The 22,944-nt window shown below is 67.5% G+C and carries 14 protein-coding genes; 8 read left to right on the top strand and 6 right to left on the bottom strand.

Going from position 1 to position 22,944, the window contains the following annotated elements:
* Positions 1 to 160 precede the first annotated feature (160 nt).
* The 3 genes from AVL48_RS36105 to AVL48_RS36095 all read left to right on the top strand — a co-directional run bounded on the left by AVL48_RS36105 (position 161) and on the right by AVL48_RS36095 (position 8,460).
* The gene (locus tag AVL48_RS36105; protein ID WP_143104698.1) at positions 161 to 6,739 is read left to right on the top strand and encodes a golvesin C-terminal-like domain-containing protein; all 6,579 of its coding nucleotides are present in this window, start codon (positions 161 to 163) and stop codon (positions 6,737 to 6,739) included.
* Positions 6,736 to 7,350, top strand: a complete 615-nt coding sequence (locus AVL48_RS36100; protein ID WP_061981025.1) for a hypothetical protein — start codon at positions 6,736 to 6,738, stop codon at positions 7,348 to 7,350. The genes AVL48_RS36105 and AVL48_RS36100 overlap by 4 nt, the downstream gene beginning before the upstream one ends.
* 69 nt (positions 7,351 to 7,419) lie before the next feature.
* Complete coding sequence (locus AVL48_RS36095; protein ID WP_061981026.1) at positions 7,420 to 8,460, top strand: YncE family protein; 1,041 nt, start codon at positions 7,420 to 7,422, stop codon at positions 8,458 to 8,460.
* Between the two features lie 131 nt (positions 8,461 to 8,591).
* On the opposite strand, the gene AVL48_RS36090 is transcribed toward AVL48_RS36095, so the two are convergent.
* Complete coding sequence (locus AVL48_RS36090; protein WP_061981027.1) at positions 8,592 to 9,083, bottom strand: hypothetical protein; 492 nt, start codon at positions 9,081 to 9,083, stop codon at positions 8,592 to 8,594.
* Between the two features lie 462 nt (positions 9,084 to 9,545).
* On the opposite strand from AVL48_RS36090, the gene AVL48_RS40420 reads away from it, so the two are divergent.
* Both AVL48_RS40420 and AVL48_RS39895 read left to right on the top strand, forming a co-directional pair.
* Complete coding sequence (locus tag AVL48_RS40420) at positions 9,546 to 9,761, top strand: hypothetical protein (protein WP_244162446.1); 216 nt, start codon at positions 9,546 to 9,548, stop codon at positions 9,759 to 9,761.
* Complete coding sequence (locus tag AVL48_RS39895) at positions 9,758 to 10,060, top strand: hypothetical protein (RefSeq protein ID WP_061981028.1); 303 nt, start codon at positions 9,758 to 9,760, stop codon at positions 10,058 to 10,060. Before AVL48_RS40420 ends, AVL48_RS39895 begins: the two co-directional genes overlap by 4 nt.
* A gap of 16 nt (positions 10,061 to 10,076) precedes the next feature.
* On the opposite strand, the gene AVL48_RS36080 is transcribed toward AVL48_RS39895, so the two are convergent.
* The gene (locus tag AVL48_RS36080) at positions 10,077 to 10,514 is read right to left on the bottom strand and encodes a pentapeptide repeat-containing protein (protein WP_061981029.1); all 438 of its coding nucleotides are present in this window, start codon (positions 10,512 to 10,514) and stop codon (positions 10,077 to 10,079) included.
* Between the two features lie 1,436 nt (positions 10,515 to 11,950).
* On the opposite strand from AVL48_RS36080, the gene AVL48_RS36070 reads away from it, so the two are divergent.
* Positions 11,951 to 15,616, top strand: a complete 3,666-nt coding sequence (locus tag AVL48_RS36070; RefSeq protein ID WP_061981031.1) for an nSTAND1 domain-containing NTPase — start codon at positions 11,951 to 11,953, stop codon at positions 15,614 to 15,616.
* Positions 15,617 to 15,737: 121 nt separating this feature from the next.
* Positions 15,738 to 16,349, top strand: a complete 612-nt coding sequence (locus AVL48_RS36065; RefSeq protein ID WP_061981032.1) for a LuxR C-terminal-related transcriptional regulator — start codon at positions 15,738 to 15,740, stop codon at positions 16,347 to 16,349.
* On the opposite strand, the gene AVL48_RS36060 is transcribed toward AVL48_RS36065, so the two are convergent.
* Positions 16,333 to 18,978, bottom strand: coding sequence for a hypothetical protein (locus AVL48_RS36060; RefSeq protein WP_143104699.1), 2,646 nt, complete (start codon positions 18,976 to 18,978; stop codon positions 16,333 to 16,335). The two genes, AVL48_RS36065 and AVL48_RS36060, sit on opposite strands and share 17 nt — an antisense overlap.
* A gap of 780 nt (positions 18,979 to 19,758) precedes the next feature.
* Between AVL48_RS36060 and AVL48_RS36055 the strand changes: the two genes are divergently transcribed.
* Positions 19,759 to 20,199, top strand: coding sequence for a hypothetical protein (locus tag AVL48_RS36055; protein WP_061981034.1), 441 nt, complete (start codon positions 19,759 to 19,761; stop codon positions 20,197 to 20,199).
* 183 nt (positions 20,200 to 20,382) lie between these two features.
* Here the strand turns inward: AVL48_RS36055 and AVL48_RS36050 are convergent, their stop codons facing one another.
* From AVL48_RS36050 to AVL48_RS36040, 3 genes are read right to left on the bottom strand one after another with little or no spacing between them, the layout of a single operon-like run.
* Entirely contained in the window at positions 20,383 to 20,970 is a 588-nt protein-coding gene (locus tag AVL48_RS36050) for an alpha/beta fold hydrolase (RefSeq protein WP_082857880.1), read from the bottom strand.
* The gene (locus AVL48_RS36045) at positions 20,967 to 21,368 is read right to left on the bottom strand and encodes a RidA family protein (protein WP_061981036.1); all 402 of its coding nucleotides are present in this window, start codon (positions 21,366 to 21,368) and stop codon (positions 20,967 to 20,969) included. Before AVL48_RS36045 ends, AVL48_RS36050 begins: the two co-directional genes overlap by 4 nt.
* Positions 21,365 to 22,855, bottom strand: a complete 1,491-nt coding sequence (locus AVL48_RS36040; protein ID WP_167386353.1) for an FAD-dependent monooxygenase — start codon at positions 22,853 to 22,855, stop codon at positions 21,365 to 21,367. Before AVL48_RS36040 ends, AVL48_RS36045 begins: the two co-directional genes overlap by 4 nt.
* Positions 22,856 to 22,944 lie beyond the last annotated feature (89 nt).

Raw genomic sequence — 22,944 nt, 5'->3', positions numbered from 1 at the left:
CTCCATTGTGGGCACGTCGGGGCTGGGGGCGCGTCGTGAAGACGCCGCGGGGCGCTTGCTGGGGATGACCACACGAGCTTATTTCACCGATCGCCGCATCGCTTGGTCGAGCGGTGGTTGATCGCGCCCGCTTTTCCGCGGGTGAAGGGAACTGGGGATCATGGGGAAACCAGTCCGTTTCGGCGCTGTCCTGTCATTGACCGCGATCGTGTTCGCGGGTGTGGTCGGTTTGTCCGCGCCCGCCGTCGCCGTGGCCGCGGAACCGGCACCGCGGGTGGCGGCGCCGCCGTCGCCGCGGTGTCCGCAGACGGCCGCCCCTCCGGAGACGAGAGCGGCGCAGGCGCAGGCACCTTTGACGAGGCCGGTGGCCGGGCAGGCCGCGTCGGCGGCCTATTCGGCGCCGGACACGGCGCGGCGGATGATCCCCGGCGACGTCCATCCGGTGCGGGTCACCGTGACCAACACGGTGAAATTCCCGCTGGTCGCCGGACAACACGTGCTGTCCTATCGGTGGGAACTGCCGGACGGCCAAGACGCCACCCTGGGGAACCGCGTCGACACGCCGTTGCCCGCGAACCTCGCCCCCGGCGCCTCCGTGGCACTGGACGCGAAGGTCAAGGCGCCGGCGCTGGCCGATACCGGCAACGAGCGTGAGCAGTTCGTGCTGCGCTGGGACGTCTACGACAACTCGACGCGCAAGTGGCTGTCGCAGACGGCCGGGGTGCCGACGTTGGATCAGCCGGTGCGGGTCGAGCGTCCGACGTCGGACCAGCTCGGGCTGGAGCAGTTCTACTCCTACGTCGGAGTGCCCACCGGCGCCGGGGGATCCGTGTCGGTCAACCAGTTCTCCGGCAACGCCGTGTGGAACCTCGACGTGCTGAGCAACCCCAGCCGGGGGCTGGCCAGCTTCCTGCGCCTGAGCAGCAACAGCGCCGACACCTCGGATTCCTATGCCGGCAACGGCTGGTCGGTCACCGCGTCGACGCTGAACCGGCTCGGTACACCGCTGGAATTCGGCGGGCTGCTGCCCGGTCTGCTCGGCTGGCCGACCACGGTGACCCTGGTGGACGGTGACGGAACCAGCCACGTCTTCGAGTTGAACAAGAACAACTCCGCCGACTCGGCGAAATGGACCTACGACAGCCCGGCGGGCGTGCACCTGTACCTGCAGTATCTCCCGGGAGGCGCCGACGAACGCCGCTGGGTGTTCACCACGCCCGAGCGCACCAAGTTCTTCTTCGATTCCCAGGGCTATCACACGTCCACTGTGGACAAGAACGGCAACACCATGTCGTTCGCCTATGAGCGCGCGCTGCTGGGCAACCGCAACACCGGGGTGCTCAAACACGTCACCGACGCCACCGGTCGTCGCACCCTCACCTTGGACTACTACCAGCGCGGTGACGCGTTCTCCTACATCCTCGGCGGGAAGAAGCTGACCGGCACCAACCTCGACAACCTCTTCATCATCGACAAGCTCAAGTCGGTCACCGACGTCTCCGGGCGCGTCGTGAACTTCACCTATACCGACCGCGGTGCGCTCGGCGAGGTCGTCGACGGCGCGGGAACCCCCGACGCGAAACCGTTCACGTTCTTCTACGACGAGAACTACGTCAAACTGACGTCCGTCGTCGATCCGAACGGGCACACCACCCGGATCGGTTATTTCACCGAAGCCGGTGACACACAGCGCAGGTGGAACGTGCGCACGGTCACCGACCGCCGCGCCTCCCCGATGAGCTTCGACTACGCCGATGCCGACGGCGACACCGGATCGAAGATCGAATCCACGTTCGTCGACGGCAACGGGAAGACCAGCAAGACACTGATCGACGGCTACGGCCGTCCGGAACGGATCGTCAACGCGAAGAACGAGAAGACCCTCGCGCACTGGGACGAGGACAACAACGTCATCCGGCTGGTCGAGAACAACGGCGCCACGCAGAGCTGGGTCTATGACCAGAAGACCGGGTATCCGCTGGAGATCAAGGACGCCGAGGCCAACCGGGCGGGTGGCCCGGCGACCCGGCTCGGGTATCGCACCGACTTGAACGGTCACGTCGCCGACCTGACGGACAAGACCACCCCCGAAGGGCGCAAGTGGACCTTCGTCTACGACGACAAGGGAAATCTGGTCGCGGTCACCGACCCGAAGGGCAACGCCACGCCGCAGCAGGGCGATTACACCGCAAGGTACTCCTACGACGGTTTCGGTCACCTCATCAACCAGACCGACGCCAACGGACGCACCACCGTCTACGGCGACTACGACCCCAACGGGTATCCGCGGGTCATCACCGACCCGCTGGGCTGCGCGTCGCTCTACCGCTACGACCAGATCGGCAACGTCGTCTGGATCACCGACGCGCGCGGGAAGACCAGCACCTACACCTACGACGTCTTCAAGCGGCCGCTCGACACCAAGGAGCCGAAGGATCAGGCGGCGGGTGCCTACATCGTCACGCCCGGCCCGCGCTACGACCGCAACGACAACGTGGTGACCAGTACGGCGGCCAATGGCGCGGTCACCCGCACCACCTTCGACGAGATGGACAGGCGTGTCGCCGTCCACGCCCCGAAGGACACGCCTGACGGCCCGGAGAAGATCACCACCTTCGGTTACGACGCCGTCGGCAATCTGATCAAGCAGACCGAACCCAAGGGCGTCCTCACCGCGAACGACCCCGGAGACTTCACCTACACCTTCGTCTACGACGAGCTGAACCAGATCGTGCGGGCGACCGACGTGAAGGGCGGGCAGGTCACCGCGAGCTACGACGACGTGGGCAACCTCGTGACGCACGCCGACGCCCGGAAGAACAAGACCCCCGACCCGGCCGACTACACCACCAAGTACCGCTTCGATCTGAACCACCAGGTCGTGGCGACGTCCGACGCGAACGGCAACACGGTGAGCACCGAGTACGACCGGGACGGCAACGTCGTGGCCAGCGTCGACGAGGAGGGCCAGAAGACCCTCATCACCCTCGACGAGCGGGCCATGCAGACCGAGGTGCGGTCGCCGCACAGCAACGACAACGGGTTGCGGTATTTCACCACCCGGTATGAGTACGACCAGGTCGGAAACCTGACCAGGACGGTCAACCCCCGTGGGGTGGACACGCCGGGTGAGGCGAACGACTTCGTCTCCGAAACCGTCTACGACGAGCTGAACCGGGTCCGCGAGGAGATCCTGCCGTACGACCCGGCCGACGCCGAACACCGCACGCCGGTCAGCACGATCACCACCTATGACGAGGTCGGCAGGGTCAAGGAGGTCAGCGCGCCCCCGTCGCACGGTGAACAGGTTCGCAACGTCACCAAGATGAGTTACTACGACAACGGCTGGCTGCGTGAATCGGTCGACCAGTGGGACATCAAGACCAGCTACGACTACACGGCCCTCGGTCAGCAGGCCAACCGGACACTGACCAGCGCCGGCGGTGGCGCGAACCGGGTGCAGACGTGGGACTACTTCCCGGACGGGAAGCTGAAGACCCGCTCGGACGAAGGTGTTCCGGTCGGCCGCGCCGTGGTCGTCGCCGACAACGCCAACCCCGAGCGCACCCAGGCCACCGGCGACTGGGCCACGGCCGACTCGGACAAGGGCTTCCAAGGCGCGCAATACCGGACCGGGGACGGCCGCGGCCCCGGCTCGTCCTTCACCTGGAAGGCTCCGGTACCCGCCGACGGCACCTACGAGGTGCTGGTGCGCTATCCGCGAGCGACCGCCACCGACGCCGCCTACACCGTCGAGCACAACAACGGCGCGACCACCAGCAAAGTGGACCAGACCACCCGGGCCGGGGAATGGGTCAGCATCGGCAAGTACCCGATGTCGGCGGGACAGGTGCGGAACGTGACCCTGTCCGGCCAGGCCGGCGGCACGGTCGCCGCGGACGCCGTACAGCTGGTACGCGACAACAGCGCGGACGTCGACGTGGAGAAGAAGACCTTCGCCCACCGCTACGACGCCAACGACAACCTGATCGAGCTGACCGACTCCTCGCCGGAAACCCCGATCGACACCTACCGTGTCCGGTACGACGCGGTGAACCTGGCCGAGCTGGTCGAAGAGGTGAACGACGGCAAGGTCGCACACAGCACCGCCTACACCTACGACGAAAACGCCAACCTCAAGTCCGCGAAATTCGACGGCAAGACCTCGTTGTACGACTACAACCCGCTCGACCAGGTCGAGAAGATCACGAACAAGCGTGACGACGGCGACGCGGGCAAGGTCACCACGTTCGGCTACACCAAACGCGGCCACGTCGAACAGCAGGTCAAGAGCAACGGCAACGTCGTCAAGTACTCCTACTACCTCGACGGCCTGCTGCGGACCCAGGTCGAGCGCAAGAAGGACAACGGCCCGGTCGTCAGCGAGCACAACCTGGAGTACGACTCGAACTCCAACCGCACCAAGGACAAGGGCCGCACCCAGAACGCGGACGACCACGGCGCGACGATCGACACCGACGCCGGCTATCGGTACGACCCGCGGGACCGGGTCCGTGAGGTCACCAAGAACGGCACCGACGGGGAACGCAAGGAGAGCTACAAGCACGACGACAACGGCAATGTGTGGGAGCAGGAGGTCGGCGGCAAGCGCACGACGTTCGACTACCAGCGCAACCGGCTGCTCTCCACCACCACCGACGGGCAGAAAGCCGTCTACGACTACGACGCCTTCGGCAAGCTGACCAGGGTCACGCAGTCGGGCAAGGAACTGGAGAAGTACACCTACGACGGGTTCGACCGCAAGAAGGAGCACGTCAAGGACGACGGTCGCGGGCCGAAGAGCACCACCTACACCTACGACCCGCTCGACCGGCAGCAGACGAAGAAGGTGGGGGACAAGACCACCGCGTACCACCACCTCGGCCTGTCCGACCAGGTACTGACCGAGGAAGAGAACGGCAAGCTGCGCAAGGCATACCAGTACGGGGCCGACGGCGAATTGCTGGCGCAGATCAAGTACAAGGACGACGGGACCGAGGAGGACGCGGTATACGGGTTCAACCCGCACTCCGACGTCGAACAGGTCACCAACGCACAGGGCGACACCAAGTCCACCTACGGCTACACCGCCTACGGCAAGGACGACGAGAAGGAGTTCTCCGGGGAAGACAAGCCCGACCAGGCCGATCCGGACAAGGCGGAGGAGAACTCCTATCGGTTCAACACCGCCCGGCATGACAAGTCGACCGGGACCTACGACATGGGCTTCCGGGACTATTCGCCGGGACTGAACCGGTTCCTCACCCTCGACCTCTACAACGGCGCGCTCGCCGACCTGTCGATGACGACCGACCCGTGGACCAACAACCGCTACACCTTCGGCGCCGGGAACCCGCTGTCCCAGGTGGAGATCGACGGGCACGGCTGGTTCGACGACGCGGTGGACTGGGTCAAGGACAACGCGAAGGAGATCGGCCACGCCGCACTCGACGTCGCCGGGGTCATCCCCGTCGTGGGCGAGGCGGCGGACCTGGCCAACGCCGCCTGGTACGCCGCCGAGGGCGACCACGCCAACGCGGCGCTGTCGGCGGCCTCGGCCATCCCGTTCGCCGGCTGGGGTGCCACGGCGGTGAAGGCGGGTAAGTACGCGGTCAAGGGGGCCGAGGCGGCGCAGGGCGCCACTAAGGCCGCCGACGCCGGTCAAACCGCGGCGAAGACGGCGAGCAAGTCGGCGGACGCGGGCGCCAATGGCGCGAAGACCGCGCCCGCACCGAAACCCGCGCCCAAAGCGGGTGCCGACAGCGCGGGCAAGCCGTCAGGAGCGGGCGGTGGCAAGGCGGGCGGCACGGCGTCGACCGGGAAGAAGTCGTCCGGCAGTGGCTCCGGCGGCGGTCAGGCCGCCAACGGGGGCGGCACCAGCGCCGCCAAGGGCTCCGGTGGCGGAGCGTCGAAGGCGGCGGGCTGCAACAGTTTCGTGCCGGGCACCGCGGTGACGATGGCCGACGGCACCCGCAAACCCATCGAAGACGTCCAGGTCGGGGACCACGTGCTGGCCACGGACCCCGAAAGCGGTGACACGGTCGCCAAACCGGTGACCGCGGTCATCGACGGAGAGGGCAGCAAGAACCTCGTCGAGGTCACCGTCGACACCGACGGCGGGGACCTCACCGGCTCGAGCGGCGTCGTGATCGCCACCGACGAGCACCCGTTCTGGGCCGACCAGCAGGGCCGCTGGGTCAACGCCAAGGATCTCCGCTCCGGTGACCAGGTGCGCACCGACGACGGCAGGCGCCTCGCCGTGGTCTCGACCCGGGCGTGGACCCAGCGGCAGAAGGTACACAACCTCACCGTCGAAGACGTCCACACCTACTACGTCACCGTCGGCAGCGAAGAACTGCTGGTCCACAACGCGGGGGAGAGCTGCAAACTCAACCGGGCACTGGAGAAGCAGGGTGAGTTCCGGCGAACGGGTGAGCAATCGCACCACATCGTGCCGCACGGCTCGCCGAAGGCCAAGGAGGCCCGTGACGTCCTCGATGACGCCGGAATAGGCATCAACGACGCGGAGAACGGGATCAACCTGCCGCACAACGCCAAGACGGCGGCCGCCTTGGGCTCGTCCCGGACACCGCACAATCAGACGTTCCGGGACAGCTACTACCGATACATCACCGAGAAGCTCACCGCTGCACGGAACAAGGAGGAAGTGTTCGATATCCTGGCGGATATCAAAGAGGCGCTGAACTCCGGGCGTCAATTCCCGAAGAAGGGCGGATGACCGTGCGAATCTATTGGACCGATCCACTCGACGGGTATCACTGGATCAATCCGGTCGATTCAGATGATTTCAAACGCCTGCGCTTCGACGGGACATCGAGGGCATCCTCGTGGGAACCGGTGAAGATGGAGCTGGTCACCGAGGACAGCAGAGGTGCCCAGACCAGTGACGAGTTCACGTACTTTCCATGGAGCGGGTCGGACCGGTTGATGCTGCGGGACGAGGCCATCGAAAAGGTGGGGCCGTTGCTCGAACCGTACGGAGAGATCCTTCCGCTGGAAGGTGACGGCTTCCGGGTGTCGGTGTTCAACTGCACCACCGTCGTGGACGCACTGGACGAAGACGAGTCGGAGATCGCCTATTTCCGCAGCAGTGGCAGACTCCAAGAGATCCGCTCGTACGTTTTCCGGGCGAAGGACGTCGAAGGTCTCGGTGCCTTCACGCTGACGCAGCAGCCGGGAAAGCCCGTGCTTTTCACCGATGCCCTGATCGACGAACTCGCCGGGACCGGTCTTTCGGCGCTGTGTTTCACCGCGCTGTGGGATTCCGAGGAGGGGACCTACGGCGAACGCCTGGCGACAGAGTTCCGGTCGATGGATCGCAAGATCTAGAGCGCGACGCTTCCGGGGCGAAGACCGTTCGGCGGGGCCTGGGGCCCGCCGAGGAAACCGAGGGAGGGCATGACGATGAGACGGAATGTGCTGGCCGGGTTGGGCGCGGTGGTGGCGATGACGGTTTCGGTCGTCGCGGCACCCGCCGCGTCGGCGGGACAGGAACTGCCGCTGCCGGGGTTCGGCGACGTCGTGGTGGACGACGCGCACGAGCGGGTCTTCGTCTCCGGCGGTGGCGCCGGCAACGGCATCGTGGTGGCGGACTTCACCGGCCGGGTCCGCCATACGATCCCGAACCAGCTGGGCGCCGACGGACTCGTACTGAGCGCGGACGGCACCAAGCTGTACGCCGCGTTGTCCGCCGGGGACGCGATCTCGGTGATCGACACCGCGACCCTGACCGAAACGGCGCGGCATCCGACCGGCGCCGGAACCTGCCCGACCCATCTGGCCAGGACCGGTGACCTGATCTGGTTCGGCTATGGCTGCGTCGACGGCACCTGGTCGGGCAAGATCGGCAAGCTCGACCCGGCCGCGGCTACGCCGGTTTCCGGTGACCAGCAGAAGGATGTGCGCTATCAGCGCGCGCCACTGCTGAGTGCCGCCGGCGGGGCGAACGGCCCGCTGGTGGCGGGACAGTTGTCACTGAGCCAATCCATGGTGCAGGTGTACGGCGTGTCCGGCGGCGAGCTGAGCGCCGGTGCCACCGGCGACGTCGTCGGCGCCGGACTGTACGACACCGACATCACCGCGGACGGGGCGACGCTCTACAGCGCGGCGGGCGGCCGTGACCGGGTGGAAGCCTTCGCCTCGGCGGACTTGGCTCGCCGTGGCGCCTACGCGGCCCGGCCACGTCCGGTCGCGGTCAGCCTGTCGCCCGACGACCGGCATCTGGCAGCGGGCGCGCTGACCACGGACGCCGCCGATGTGCTCATCTATGAGGTGGGCGGCGTGACCCCGGTCAACTCCATCGCGCTCGACGGCGGCGAGACGGTACAGCCGCGTGGCCTTTCCTGGTCGGCCGACCGGAAAAGACTGTTCGTGGTGACGCGGTACCAGAACGACCCCGAACCGCATCTGGAAGTCGAACGCTATCCACTCGGCTGGTGAACAACCGTTTTCCTTCGCCCGTCACGGCACAGCGTCGAGGGAGGGTGTGCCACCCCGTCGCAGGGGCAGCACACCCTCCCTCGAACTCGTTGGTGCGCGGTGCTGTCACGGCACCGCTGCGCCGAAGGTGCTCAGCGCGCGACCTTGGTCGCGGCGATGTATTCGTTGGACGGAGTGGTGAACGACAGCACGACACCGACAACGGCGGCCAGAACGCTGAGGTAGCCCATAATGGTGTTGGTACTGAAGATGACTGAGATCAATTGGAGCGCGGTAAGGACGGTGAGGACGATCCGTGCCCAGTTCCGGCCGGCCCGGAGTTTCACCGCGAACAGCAGGTACAACAGCGCGAACGCGACCGCGATCACCAGTCCGACGATGATGATGAAGGTGGCGGCCTGATCGATCTGGGCTTCGGTGAGCTGAGCCCCGCCTTGTCTGTTCGCGTTTCTGGTGGCTTCGACCAAGGCGTCCTTGTTGGCGAAGGCCAGGACACCGCTGAGCAGTCCGATGACCGCGGAGGCCAGGAACGCCCAGAAGGCACCGTTGATCGTGCCGGGGCGGTCCCGACCGGCCACAGTGGAGGTCTCCGTGGAAGCGGGATGGTTCGGGTAGTCACTCATGGTCCAAACCTGGCACGGCGGCGCGGCTGTCGCGCGCTGAGCAACGGTTTTCGTGCCGACGAGAGCGTTTCGTAATCGGCTCCCCACGCTGAGGTTGACGGTTCCCGGCCAGCTCCCTCGTGGACACGAGCGAAGCCTCCCGGCGAGCGCGATCACGGGCGTCATCGAGCGGACCTGCGACGAAGACCGTCAACCCGTCACGGGGCCGTCCGCGCGTCGTGGCGTGTGTGACCGAGGGCCATGTCTTCGCCGTGGTACCACGGTCGACACCCCGGCAGCGGCACTGACCGACCCGGCTGCCCTCGAACGGCAGCTCGCGCTGCCATCGGTTCACCTGGTGGTGGACCGACACGGTGCTCACACGATCCCCGCTGCCGGACTACTGGCCTTCCTCACCTGACCCAACCTCGGCTCACCGTTCTTTCAGCACCTGAACGCAACCTGTCATCAAGATCCTTCTTGGTGCTTGCTGTCGAACTTTCACCGGCAGCCACGTCCGCACGCGCAGCGCGCACCCGGTCTGCTCAAGGGCACCAGCCCGCGACGATCGTCGCGAGCCATTTGGTCGGCGAGAACGGTGAACACCGGGACAGGCTCATCCGCGAATTCGCCGAACGGCACAAGGCGGAAGGCGGCCTCCCCACCGACAGGCTGCTCGACGCCACCGGACGCTTTTGACGAACTCGCGGCCGGACACACCCGACGACACGAACGTTTTACAGCTGACAATCGTCAAGCTTGCCGGCCGGATCCGCCGCAAGCGCGCTTTGGAGGTGGCGCTCGGTGCCGAGCTGTACGACCCGCAGACCGCCGAACGTTACGGCTGGGTCAACCGGGCCTCCCCGCCGATGAACTCGATGAAGCGTGAGCCGACCGCCCCCAACAACCGCTCAGGTCGCGAATTCGATGAACGCGAGGTGTGGCGGGCACGCCCGCGTGTCGAGGGGTCTGTGGAGCCGGCTTCACTTGCTCATTGACGTCGTGGCGTCTCATCTACCGCCGTACAACAGAAGACTTCGGCTCAGGTGTGGCCGCGCGGACGATGTCCGATCCCTTGAGCTGCCAGCCCGAGGGCAACTTCGCCGGCTCATTGAGCGAGGCCACATCCGCCGTGGCACCGGTCAGATCGATCTCGGGTGGCTCCCAGCCACGCTTCTGCATCTCTTCGGCTGTGTACCGGTCCATGTCGAGTACACAGGCTTCGAACTCGATGCCTGACTTGAATGTCGTTTGTGACATGTCCGCCTTGCCGGCGAACTTCGACTGTGTGAAGTATGCGCCGCCAGCGAAACTGGCATCCTTCAGACAGAGTTTTCGGAACTCGCAACGGGTGAAGATAGCCCGGTCGCGGAAGGCCACACCTTCCATTCGGACGACGATGTCGAAGGACGTGTCGAAGAACCACGCCTCGTCGTGGAACGTCGCGCCCATGAACTTCGGTGTGGAGATGAACCGGGCGTCTTGAAAGAGCGCCTTACCGCCCCACGAAGATCCAGGTCGTACGGTTGGTCCCGGAGCAGGTCGGCGAGAAGGTGCTGCGCGGTGATCCGGACCTGCCACTCCTCGTGCTGCCGCACATCGGAAGCGGCAGGAAGCCGGTATCGCCCGTCCTTGAGTTCCTCCGGGACGAGATAAGGCATCCGCAGATAGGAACAGAGCACGTTGATCACAACCGCGCGGCGTCCAACGTCATCCCGCGCCAGCCGCTCGAGTGCGTAGAGTCCGCCGAGTCGGACCGGTGCCTTGTCAGACCCGATTTGTTCCACCGCTTGGACGTAGAGGTCCGTCAGCCGCCGCTCACGCGAGTCGAGTTCAGTGGCCTCCGCAGCCCTAGCACTCTCGTGCAGTTGAATCTCTGTGGACCGCTGCCTGCGGGCGGCCATCCACAGAGCGAACGCCCCACCGGTTCCCACGCCGACGGTCAGCGCGGTACGGATCGCCTCCAGCTGGGCTTTTGCGTGCTCTGTGCTCGGTTGTCTGCTCAGGACGGCCAGCAATAGCCAGATCGTCCCACCTGTCAGCAGAATTGCGGTGGCAGCTGCAGCCGCTACCCACCACCACTTGAGAACAGGAAGCCGGTCCCGCGCTCGTTCCACCCCATCGGTCACGTCTCATTATCGCCCAATAGGGCAAGCTGTGACAGTTATTGACCCTGACGACGCCGCGCCACTGGATCAGCGAGCGGGGCCACTCCTCGCCAACGTCCCGTCATGCCGCAGATCGGGCGTTCAACTTGTTGATCGCTGATTTGTTCCCGCCCGACAAGCGGTCCTGGGCAATCGCACTGTTTCAGGCAGGTCTGGCGTTGGTGTTGGCGTTCTTCACCACCGCCCGCATTGCCGAAGCGTTCGGCTGGCTGGGCCGCGCTGGTCGCAGGGGGACCAGGCCAGGCGCGGTCGTCGGGATGGCGATGCTCTTCATTCGGGAAGGCCGTCCGCGACCGCCTCGCAGACGTCCGTGGCGACACCGGGCGAGATCAAGCACCCGGATTCGCACTCGTGGCTAATATTCCCACCGTGTGTGGCTAAGGTGCCGGGCGACGCGTCACTGCCGGCCGTCGGAGACACGCTCGTCGGCGAGATCGTGGGGCTTGGCCGACCATGATCATCAGGTCAGGATCTGCCGCGGCTGCGGAAACTGGCGATACGGAAAACGGCGAACCGCGGGGGACATCCGACTTGTTTCCACGGCCTGAGCGGACCTGGGCCGATCAATTCGGTGCCGTCGAAGCATCGGCTTGTCGGCCACGCAGCAGCTCGCACGTGACAGTCGCATACGACTCATAAGGCGACCCGAACGGCGAAGCGAGACCGCGTGCTTTGAAACCAGGTCAGCCAGAACATCGACAAGACGCTAGCCTCACTTCCGTGAACCGGTTCGCCGCCGAGTTACGCCGCCTGCGCCGGGCCAACGACCTCTCGCTGTCCGCGCTGTCGACGTTGACGCACTACAGCAAGAGCTATCTGAGCAACGTCGAGAATGAGCGCAAGCCGCCGTCCGCCGACCTGGCGCGCAGGCTCGACGAGGTGCTCGGCGCCCGGGGGACCCTGCTCGAGCTGGCGGATGTCGCGTCCGAGTCGGCCTGCCCCTATCGCGGGCTGGCGGCGTTCGAGCCGGAGCACGCGCGCTGGTTCTTCGGCCGCGAGCGGCTCACCGCCGAACTCGTCGCGAGGCTGGCGAGTTCACTGGACGGCATGCCGCTCGCGGTCTTCGGCGCGTCCGGCGCCGGGAAGTCGTCGCTGTTGAAGGCGGGGCTGGTGCCCTCGATCGCGCGAGGTGCGCTGCCCGCCACCGGTTCGGCGAGCTGGCCGGTACTGCTGCTCACACCGACCGCGCGTCCTGCGCAGGCGCTGGCCCAAGGCGTCGCCAAAATGCTCGGCGCGTCCGAAGCGGACCTGCGTGAGGCGATCGACCACGGCACGTTCGGCCAAGCACTGCGGGTGGCGCTCGGCACCGGCGGGACCCGGCTGGTGCTGGTCGTCGACCAGTTCGAGGAGATCTTCACGCTCTGCGAGTCCGAAACCGAACGCGAGTCGGTCATCAAGGCACTGTGCGGCGCGGACACGCCGACCGTGCTGGGTGTCCGCGCCGACTTCTACCCGCATTGCCTGGCGTACCCCGAATTGCTGGCGGTCGTCACGCGCAATCAGTTCGCCGTCGGCGCGATGACTCGCGAAGAAGTCGTCGAGACGATCACCCGTCCGGCTGACAAGGCCAAACTCACCGTCGAACCGGGCCTGGTCGAACTGCTGCTGCGAGACCTCGGCATCACCGAAGCGGGTTACGAGCCGGGTGCGTTGCCGCTGCTGTCCCACGCGCTGCTCACCACCTGGCAGCAACGCGACGGGGACCGGCTGACCGTCGCGGGCTACGAACTGACCGGTGGCATCAACCGAGCCGTCGCGGAAACCGCCGAGCGCGTCTATACACAGCTCGACGAAACGGGAAGAGAAGCCGCCCGGCGCCTGTTGCTCCGGCTGGTCCGCGTAGGCGACGAGGGCTGGGACACCCGCCGCCGCGCCGACCGCGAGTCACTGCTCGAACAGGACGCCGCGCTGGTCGCGATGGAGGCGTTCGCGGCGGCCAGGCTGCTCGTGCTCGACCGCACGACGGTGGAGATCACCCACGAGGCGTTGCTGCGGGCCTGGCCCCGGCTGCGTGGCTGGCTCGACGCCGACCGGGTGGGATTGCGCGTGCGCCAGCGGCTCACCGAGGCCGCCGAGACGTGGGACCAGCACGAACGCGCGACCTCACTCGTTTACCGGGGCACCGTGCTGGCGGGCGCGCGGAGCTGGGCGAGCGCGCACCGCGACGAGGTGACCGCGCTGGAGCGCGACTTCCTGGCAGCGAGTGAGCGTGAAGAGCACAAGGGTGTCCGCAGGCTGCGGCGATTGGTCGTCGCCCTTTCGGTCTTCGTCGTGCTGACCACGATCGCCGGTGGTGTCGCCATCGTCCAGCGGCAGCAGGCGTTGACCGAGCGGGACCAGGCGACGTCACGTCAGGCGGGAGAGCGCGCCGCCGCGCTGCTGGCCACCGATCCGTCGTTGGCTGGGCAGCTGGCGCTGGCCGCGTACCGGATCGCCGACACCGCCGCCGCGCGCGGCGCGCTGCTGAGCACGTTCGCCGATCCGTACCCGACCCGGCTGCACGGCGGCGGCGACCAGCTCGACACACTCGCCCTGCGGGCGGACGGGAACCTGCTGGTCACCGGCGGGGTCGACGGCCTGATCCAGCTGTGGGACGGCAAACACGCCGCGCCGACCTCGACCCTGCCGAATGCCGGACGGGTCGCCGGCCTGGCGATCAGTCCCGACGGCCGCTTGCTGGCGACGGCCGCGTCCGGCGGCGTCTCGCTCTGGGACGTCGCCGACCCAGCCCGTCCCGAATGGCTCGCGCCGCTGCAACCGGGCGCGCGGGCCGTCCGGTTCAGCCCCGACGGGAAGACGCTGGTCGCCACCGCGACCGCGGAGCAGCCGACCAGGCTTTGGAACGTGAGCGATCCCCGGCATCCGGCCGAGTTGACCGCGCTGCGCGGGCACGACGGCGAGGTCAACACCGTCGAGTTCAGCCAGACGGCGCCCTTGCTCGTCACCGGCGGCGAGGACGGGCAGGTCATCGCCTGGGACACGCGTGACTCGCGGCCGCAGGTGATCGCGAAGCTCGGCAGCCCGGTCAGCGGGCTCACGCTCAGCCGTGACGGGCGGACGCTCGCGCTGGCCGACGAAACGCATTCGCTCTGGCTCTGCGCGGTCGACGGAACACAGATCGGCGCCCCTGCTTCCTTCCCCGGCCCCAACGCGCTGGTCCGAGGTATGGCGTTCACCCGCGACGGCACGAGGCTCGCGCTCGGCGCGAATGACGGCGTCATCCGGTTCATGGACGTCGCTTCACGCCAAGAACTCTCCCGGCTGACCCAGCCGAACCGGGTGCGGGCGCTCGCGTTCAGCGAGGACGACAGCGTGCTCGCCACCGCGAGCAGCGCGGGCCGCTCGTACCTATGGCACCTCCCGGTGTCGAACCGCGCGGGGCACGACAGTCCACTTCAGACTGTTTCCGTCGACGCGGGCTCTGGCCTCGTCGCCACCACGGCCCGGCAGGACGCGCGCGTGCTGCTCTGGCGGACGGACTGGTCGGGGCTGGCGCCGATGTCGACGCTGTCCGGCCACACCGAAGACGTCGAGCGTACGGCGTTCGGCCCGGGCGCCCGGCTGCTCGCCACCTCCTCTCGAGACCGGACCGTCCGGCTCTGGGATCTCGCCGACCCGGCGCGCCCCGTGACGCTCGGCGTGCTTCGCGGCTTCGTGGACACGGCCAGCGCCGTGGCCTGGTCGCCGGACGGCCGCACACTCGCCACCGGTGACGACAACGGCGACCTCATGCTGTGGGACGTCACCGATCCACGCTCGCCCGTCAAGCTGGCAACCCTCACCGACAATTTCCGCAACGTCAACGCGGTGGCCTTCAGCGCCGACGGCAAGCAGCTGGCTTCGGGGAACAGTGACCGGACCGTCCGGCTGTGGGATCTGGCCGACCGCGCCAAGCCGCGGCAGGTGGCGAAACTGTCCGGATTCACCGAAGCCGTCATGAGCGTCGCGTTCAGCTCGGACGCGGGCAGGCTCGCCGCCGTGAGCCTCGATCACAACGCGCGGCTGTGGAACCTGGCCGACCGCTCGGAACTGGCCACGATCGCCGGGCACGCCGGGCCGCTGGGGTATGTCGCCTTCAGCCCGGACGATCGCACTCTGGTCACGATCAGCACCGACCGCGACACCCGGCTCTGGGATGTCACAGACCCAGGCCACCCGGCGCTCACCGCCGCACTCCGAAGCCCGCGCGCGGCCGTGACCAACCTCGTCTTCCTCCCGGACGGCAGGCGGATCGCGGCCGAGACCGGCGAGCACGTCATCCGGTTCTGGAACACCGACATCGAGGCCGCGGCGAGGCGGATCTGCGAGCTGTCCGGCACCCCGATCACGCGCCAGGAGTGGGCCGAGCAGTTCGGCGACTACACGTACTCCCCGCCGTGCGCCTGACGATTTCCGCTGGTCACAACGTGTATCCCGAAATCCGGGCGGCAAGGGATACGGCATACCCCTGCCCGTGCGCGCGCCCGGCCGCGAAGCTCGGTCCAGAGCCGAGGAACGGGGTGAAAACATGGCGACGACCGTCGTGGTGGCCGACGACCGTCAGCACGCCAGAGCAGCCTTGCGCGAGGCGCTCTCCGGTGAGATCAGTGTTCTCGCCGAAGTGATGAGCGGGCCGGACGCGGCGAGGGAGACAGCCCGCTTACGTCCGGATGTCTTGCTCATCAACGCCAGGCTGGGTCCGCCGCCTGGCGTCGCGGGCACGTCGGTACTCGTGTTCACCGAGGTCGACAACGACGTCTCGGTGCTGAGGGCGATGCGCTCCGGCGTGCTGGGCTATCTGCTGGAGACCGCGCCGCCTTCGCAAATCGTGCGCGCGGTCCACTCCGTCGCCGCCGGGGCTGCCTACTTCGATGCCACGATCGCGGACTACGTCACCGCGGCGCTCGGCGACCCAGAGTCGGTGCGGAACCCGTTCCCGCAGCTCACCAGCAGGCAGCACGAGGTGCTGGAGCTGCTCGCCACCGGCCTGCCCAATCCGGCGATCGCGCGGCAGCTCGGACTCAGCTCGAAGACCGTGCGCAACCAGGTGTCGGTCATCTTGACCAAGCTCGGCGTCAAGGACCGTTCGCTCGCCGCGGACCTGGCCCGCAAAGCTTTCTGCCTCACGGACGCACCGTGAACCCGCAGGCCTGGACCCGGTCGCCGTCGCTGGCGACCACCGACGCGGCAAGGCTGGTCGCGGCCTGCTGCTCGGTGCGGAACCGATAGCCCTGGGCGAGAAGAACTTCGGCGCTACCGGGTGCCTGTACCCAGGCCGAGTACCGCCGGCCGGGGACATCGACCTCGACTCGCACGCGATAGGTCACCCCCTCGGCATAGCGGACCGATGAGGCCGGGTAGTCGGTTCCGTCGCGGGCGTCGATGGTGCCGTTGGCCCCGAACCGGACGATGGCTGCCAGCCCGCTCCACCGGGTGGTCGCCGCCGGTGCCAGCCCGACCGCGCCGTCGGCCGTCGCCGTCCGCGGGGTCACCTCCCAGCTTGCGCCGAACGTGCCCGAGCGAGCGGGGAAAGGCTTCGACACGAACACGCCACCGCCCGGCGAAGCCTGACAGTTCTCGTTCGTGGTGAAGCTGAGCACCCCGGCCTGGGTCGTGCGCGGTCCGGTTCCCGGCGTGACCTCGACGATCGCGCCGTCCGCGTCGGCCCTGGTAGTGACCGCGAAGGAGGTGTCCGGCGCCAGTCCGGTGATGACGTTGCGTGTGGTCCCCGCCGGGAGGCGGTACCGGATCGGGGTGGTGGGCGTGTCCCTGATCGGGTTCAGCACAGCGGAAGTGCCATCGGGCGAGGTGAGCAAGGCGCCCTGTATGGCGCCCTCGAGCACGGAGACCCGGCTCGCCTGCGCGGTGCCGCCCGCGTCGACCACCGTGAGCCACTGGTTGCTCGCGGCGGCGGCCGATGGCTTCACGTCGATGCGCGAGACGTCGCTGCCCCCGAAAACGGTGGGCGTGACCTGCTCCTGATGGCCGGCGGGCAGCACCGTGCTGACCGAGCCGCCACCCGCGATGTCGTAGCGGCTGACACCGGGCGCGGGATCGGCGACGCGGGTCGGCGCACCGGCGAAGTGGAACCGCATCCACTGGCCCACCGCGGGATCGGCCGTCGCCGTGCGGTCGTGGACGACGAACAGGTTCGGCCGCAGATAAACGACTTCGCGTGTCCATGACGAGATGGCCGGCGCGGCGGAGCCCCTCGGGTACATGTCTTCCAGCTGGCTCGCCCGCATGAACACGTAGTCCTGCGCGGCGTCGAAGGCACTCAGCCGCGTGCGGGCGCCGTCGGCACGCGTCTTCGTGCCTTGACCGGTCGGCGTCGGTGAGGCCGTGTAGAACACGTTGTAGAGACCTCTGGTCGACGCGGAGCCGAAATTGTCGTTGTAGACGAAGTCGTCGGGCGCCGCACTGCCGCGGAAGAGCTGCCCGGTGGCGTTGACCAGGAACGGCTGGTTTCCCCGCGCGACCGCCAGGCTGCCCGAGTCGAACAGCTCCTCCGAAGAATCCGGATTGTTGGTGTAGGGACCGGCTTTGAGTGAACCCATCGTCGCGTTCGCGTCCCACGACGAACGGACTGAAGCCATCTCCATGCCACGCGCGTACGAGGCGAGCGGTCCGGTCCGGTAGTCGGCCTCTGGCGCGTTCGGGTCCCAGAACAGGAACTCGCTCCACAAGCCGTCGGATGACGTGCCGGGATTGGCCGCACGCACCTCACGAGCGAACCGGTGGAACGCGGGCGCCCGCGGATCACCCCACACCGGCAGCATCCCGGCCAACTGCGTGATGACGGGAACCGGCGCGGCGGCGGGCTCCGGCCGCTCGCGCATGGTGCCCCGGTCGTCGACACGCCGCAGGTTCGGCCAGACGTTGTTCAGGTACCAGGTCGCCGCACCGGAGGCGAACTCGAACGGCGCGGAGCCGTGCACCAGATCGATACCCTTGGCGGTCTTGGCCGCCACCACCGGCAGCAGCATGTTGAACGTCGCGAGTGGGCCATAGTGCTGCCCCTCGGGCCAGCCCCCGCCCGTCAGGTTCGCCGCGTAGTACGGCTGAACGAACTGCTCATGCACCCGGCCGGTGAAATCCGCCCACTGCGCGGGCGCACGCGGATCATCACCCTCGGTCGCCAGCGCGGCCAACGCTTTCGTGGCGTAGTAACCGGCGAAGTAGTTGCCCTGCGGATGATTGCGGCCGAACCCGCCACTTTCGAAGGCGTCGATCCAGCGATCGAGCGCGGTGTACACCCTCGTGCGCTCACTCGGTGACATCGCGTCGTAGAGCCAATCGAAACCGAGCGCCATCCCGACACCGAAGAACCGGATGCCGTAGCCGGCGTCCCGCAGCGGATCCGGCGCGTGCGGATCCCCGGCGGGCGCGCTCATGTGCACGAGGACGTCGACCCCTTTCACGCCATACGCCTGCGCTCGCGCCGGATCAGCCGTCTGCGCGACGCGATAGCACAGGCCGATGTTCGCGATGGCCGCGAAGTACCCGTCGCCCTGATAGCCCTCGCCGATCCCGTTGTCGCCGGGGTAGTCGTTGCCATCAGGCCATTCCACCGGACCGTAGCCGTCACATTTCCGGCGCACCGCGACCCAGGCGGGATCGTTCGCCTGCGCCCGCTGCCTCAGCTGGCCGAGCTTCACCGCGTCGAGCAGCAGGCGTGGATGCGCGGCGACCTCGGCATAAGCGACCGGGACCACTCCCATGACCAGCAGCAGTGAAGCCACGAGCGCGGTCCGGCAACGTCTCATCATCACGCCTCACAGGTCGATCGACAGGCCACACCCGACGATTTCGCGCCCGCACCGCGGCGCCAAGGCCCAGAAGTCCAGCCGAACGGGCAGGCTCGCTGCCCCGGATGCCGCCCGTAGACGCGCGACGTGGACTGCTCAAGACCGTCATCCTGTGCGTGCCCATCTTCGTCGATGACGGGATGGAACCTTGATCAGCGGACGACTCGGCGCCGTCACGCGGATACCGGGGCGCGCCCTGCCGGCCGTGACGGCCTGCCTTGTGACCGGATCGCGCTCGACAACAAGTGCTTCGGCCTCGATTATGACGCGCCCACCACGGAGAACCGCGACGGCAGCGGCCCGCAGAAGTGGCAGAGCATGACTAGCCGATCCGCACCCTCGCACCGCGGACCTGCGGCAAATGCCTGCGCCGGTTCAAGGGCTTGGTCAGCGTGTCACCGCGTGACGATAGGACGCGAGCGGTAGGTTCCCCGGGGCCCAGATCCCGACGCGGTCCTCGTCGACGCGAACCCGCGTAGGTGCCCGCGGACACTGTCACCGGGATAGGCCACAGTGGTCCGTCGGACATCGCGCTCAGCCGGCCGGTTCGCCGGACTCAGCCTGCCGCCTCGACAGGACGCCGTACGATGCGTCGTCCCGAAGTCGGCGTCGATAACGGCACGACCTCCGTTCTCGACATGAACAGCAATTCACGCCGACCTTGCCACCGATGGTTCCACCGCTCCAGTCTGTCGGCCAGCATGGTGCTCGGCAGTATTGCAACGTGGAAAGAGGCTTGGGGTGTCCGACATCATCCGCATTCTCATTGTCGCCGTTGTCAGCGGTGGTACCGCCGCTGGTATTGGCGTGATATTGCAGCGACGTCGGGCGAGACGTCTGCAACGCGTCGACCGGCTCGAGTGCAGAGTCCGGGTGGTGACCGGTACGCACGACGGGCTGAGCGAAAAGTGGTGGGCCGGCGAGGCCATGTTGTCGCCCGGTCGGGTCCATTTTGTTCCCTTTGTCGGCGCCGTGCGATTCCTGCGGCGAAAAGCGGTGGAGATCGTTGTCGACCAGATCGATGTGAGTGAGCGTCGTAGCCCCACGGGCCGCGAGGTGCTCTCGGTTGATCCCGGCACGGAGGTGGTCCGGCTCGTGACACCCACGGCGACGTTGGAGTGGGCCGTGCTCGAGCGTCAGATGAACTGGGCCCTCGATCGAGTGTCGTTGACAGTGGGCTAGAAATGAGCGCAGGAGTTCCTCCTGAGTGAGATCTGGGTCTGCGCTGAACCGGCTGTCGGTCCACGCTCGTTCGGTGATCGCTCTTCGAGCTTCACAGTGACGTCGTCCGCTTTCCGTTTCGGGTGATGGCGGCGTGCACGTCGGCGGCCGCTGTCCACAGTCCTATGTGGTCTGCCGAGACGGTCAGGCACTCCGCTCCTTGCTCCCGCGCACGGACGGCCATAGGGGCGAGGGAGAGCGGTCGCCGAAGAGGAGGTAGCGGCTTGGTGGTCGCTTGTTGTCGTTCTCGGCCGGTGGCAACGGTTCTTCGTGAGTGGCCATGCCGATCGGCCGCAGCCGGGAAACGACGTCGGGGTCGGTGAACCCGAGGGCGTCGAGCCCGAACGGGGGTACGGTTTTGCCGGCCGGATCGTGGGACATCGCCGCTTCGGTGAACGGCCGCCGGATCATCGGCATCAGGTCGAACGCGGACTCGCCGGGTGAGGGAAGGAACGCGTCGAGGTAGACCGCTTCGAGGATCTGTCGCGGACGCGCGCCCGCGACACCGGCGACGACCATGCCGCCGTAGCTGTGGCCGACGAGGATCGCCTGGTCGTCGAGTAGCCGGACGACTTCGTCGATGTGCCGCAGCAGGCCGTGTTCCGCGGCGTCGTCGGGGCCGGTGAGCGTGGGCGCGACGACGGTGTGTCCTTCCTCGGACAGCCGCGCCGCGAGCCGGTCCCACACCCAGCCGCCGCACCATGATCCGTGCACTAGGACGTAATGGCTCATCGGGCGGCCACCTTCGCGACGACGTCGACCTCAACCAGCACGCCGGGTTCGAACAGCGCGGCGACCCCGACCAGGGTGCTCGCCGGAGCCCGGGACACCCCTTGGCGCAGTACCGCGAAAAGCCCGGAGAGCAGCCGCGGGTGGTAGTCCACGACGTACACGGTTTCCTTGATGATGTGCTCGCGTCCGCAGCCGACGGCCGCGAGCGCGGTGTCGAGGTTCCGCGCGATCTGCCGCATCTGGGACACATGGTCCGTTCCGCACAGGTTCCCTTGCTCGTCCCAGGCGACCTGTCCGGACAGGAAGACGAGGTCGGCGCCGGGGACGAGCACGACGGGGGTGAAGCCTCCGGGAACGTGGTGGAGACCGGCGGGCATCAGGTACTCGGGATCGGTCATCGCCGCACCGCCGTACGATCGGGGGTTCCGGCCCAGGCCGTGAGCCCCGCTTCCCGGCTCGCGGCGTCCGGGAGGTCGTTTTCGCGGCGAACCCACGCGATATGGCCGTCCGGCCGGACGAGCACTTCGCCGACGTCCTCGGCCCAGGCCCGATCGCCACCGGTGGCCACCGCGATCCGGTCCTTCCATCCCTCGGCGACCTGCGCCGCGCCGTCCCCGGTGAAGTCGACGTAGCCGAATAGGCCGCTGTGCACCAGTTTCGAGACTCCGGTGCCTGATGAGCCCAGGGGCAGATCGGGCATGCGCGTGCCGACGAGCGGGTCGTCGTCCGGTGCCGGGTAGGACGTCGCCAGCGCGGACACGAGACCGGCCAGGCGGGCGTTGACCTCGGGGAGGTCCAGAAGGGACTCCAGCAGCCCGCGCAGGGCGATCACCGGACGCCGGTAGTCGGGTACGAGGGTGAGTTCGAGCAGCAGTGCCTGGGCCTGAGTGTTGTCGGCGACCAGTTCTCCCATCGGGAAGCGCTCCGCGTGGTAGGTGTCGAGCAGGCCCGGCGGGGCCCAGCCCTTGATCTCGGCAGCGAGCTTCCAGCCCAGATTCATCGCGTCCTGCAGACCGGTGTTGAGGCCCTGCCCGCCTGCGGGAAAATGGATGTGCGCCGCGTCGCCGGCGAGGAATACCCGGCCGGCCCGGTAGGTCTCGGCCAGCCGTGTGGCGTTGCCAAAGCGCGACAGCCACTGTGGCTCCGCGATTCCGAAGGACGTACCCGTCAGTTCCACCAGCGCTTCGCGGAACTCTTCGAAAGTCACCGGTTCCGACGGCGGGATCCGCATACGCCCCGGACTGGTGACCACGAAGCGGGTCACGCCGCCGGTCATCGGGGCGATCAGCACGGGGACTTGCCCGGCCGCGGCGATCTCCTCCTTGTCGGAGACGGCGAAGTCGCCGAGCATGGTGCTCATCGTGCTGTCCGATCCCGGGAAACCGATGCCGGCGGACTCCCGGACCATGCTCCGGCCACCATCACAGCCAACGAGATACGCCGCGCGAAGGCTGAAGCCCCCGTCAGGCCCCACTCCCACGACGTCGACTCCGTCGCCGGTCTGAGTCAGCGACACGACCTCATGCCCATAGGAGATTTCGACTCCGAGTTCCCGCGCACGATCTTCGAGCAGTCGCTCTGTCCGGGCCTGCTCCAGGAACAGGGTGTAACCGTGGCGGGTGTCGAGGACGGAGAAATCCAGTTTCCGTGACAGGCCCGCGAAATGCCAGCCCGGGACGGTATGGCCGGCGGCGAGAAAGCGATCGGCGATACCGCGCAGTTCGAGGATCTCGATGCTGCGGGGATGCAGTGTGAGGGCGCGGGACTGGCCGTGCCGCGCCTCCTGTCGTTCCAGTATTCGGACCCGCAATCCGGCCAGCGCGAGTTCGGCGCCGAGCAGCAGGCCCGTGGGGCCCGCCCCGCTGATCACCACATCGGCATCCACGGTCGTCTCCTCTAATTTATGAACAACGTTCATTATATGGCTCAGTATCCTGAGCGACCGAGAAGCTGTCAACACGCTGCTAGAGTTGC

The organism is Amycolatopsis regifaucium, assembly GCF_001613935.1.
In the GTDB taxonomy this organism is placed as follows: domain Bacteria; phylum Actinomycetota; class Actinomycetes; order Mycobacteriales; family Pseudonocardiaceae; genus Amycolatopsis; species Amycolatopsis regifaucium.
This window is presented reverse-complemented; position numbering and strand designations above follow the sequence as displayed.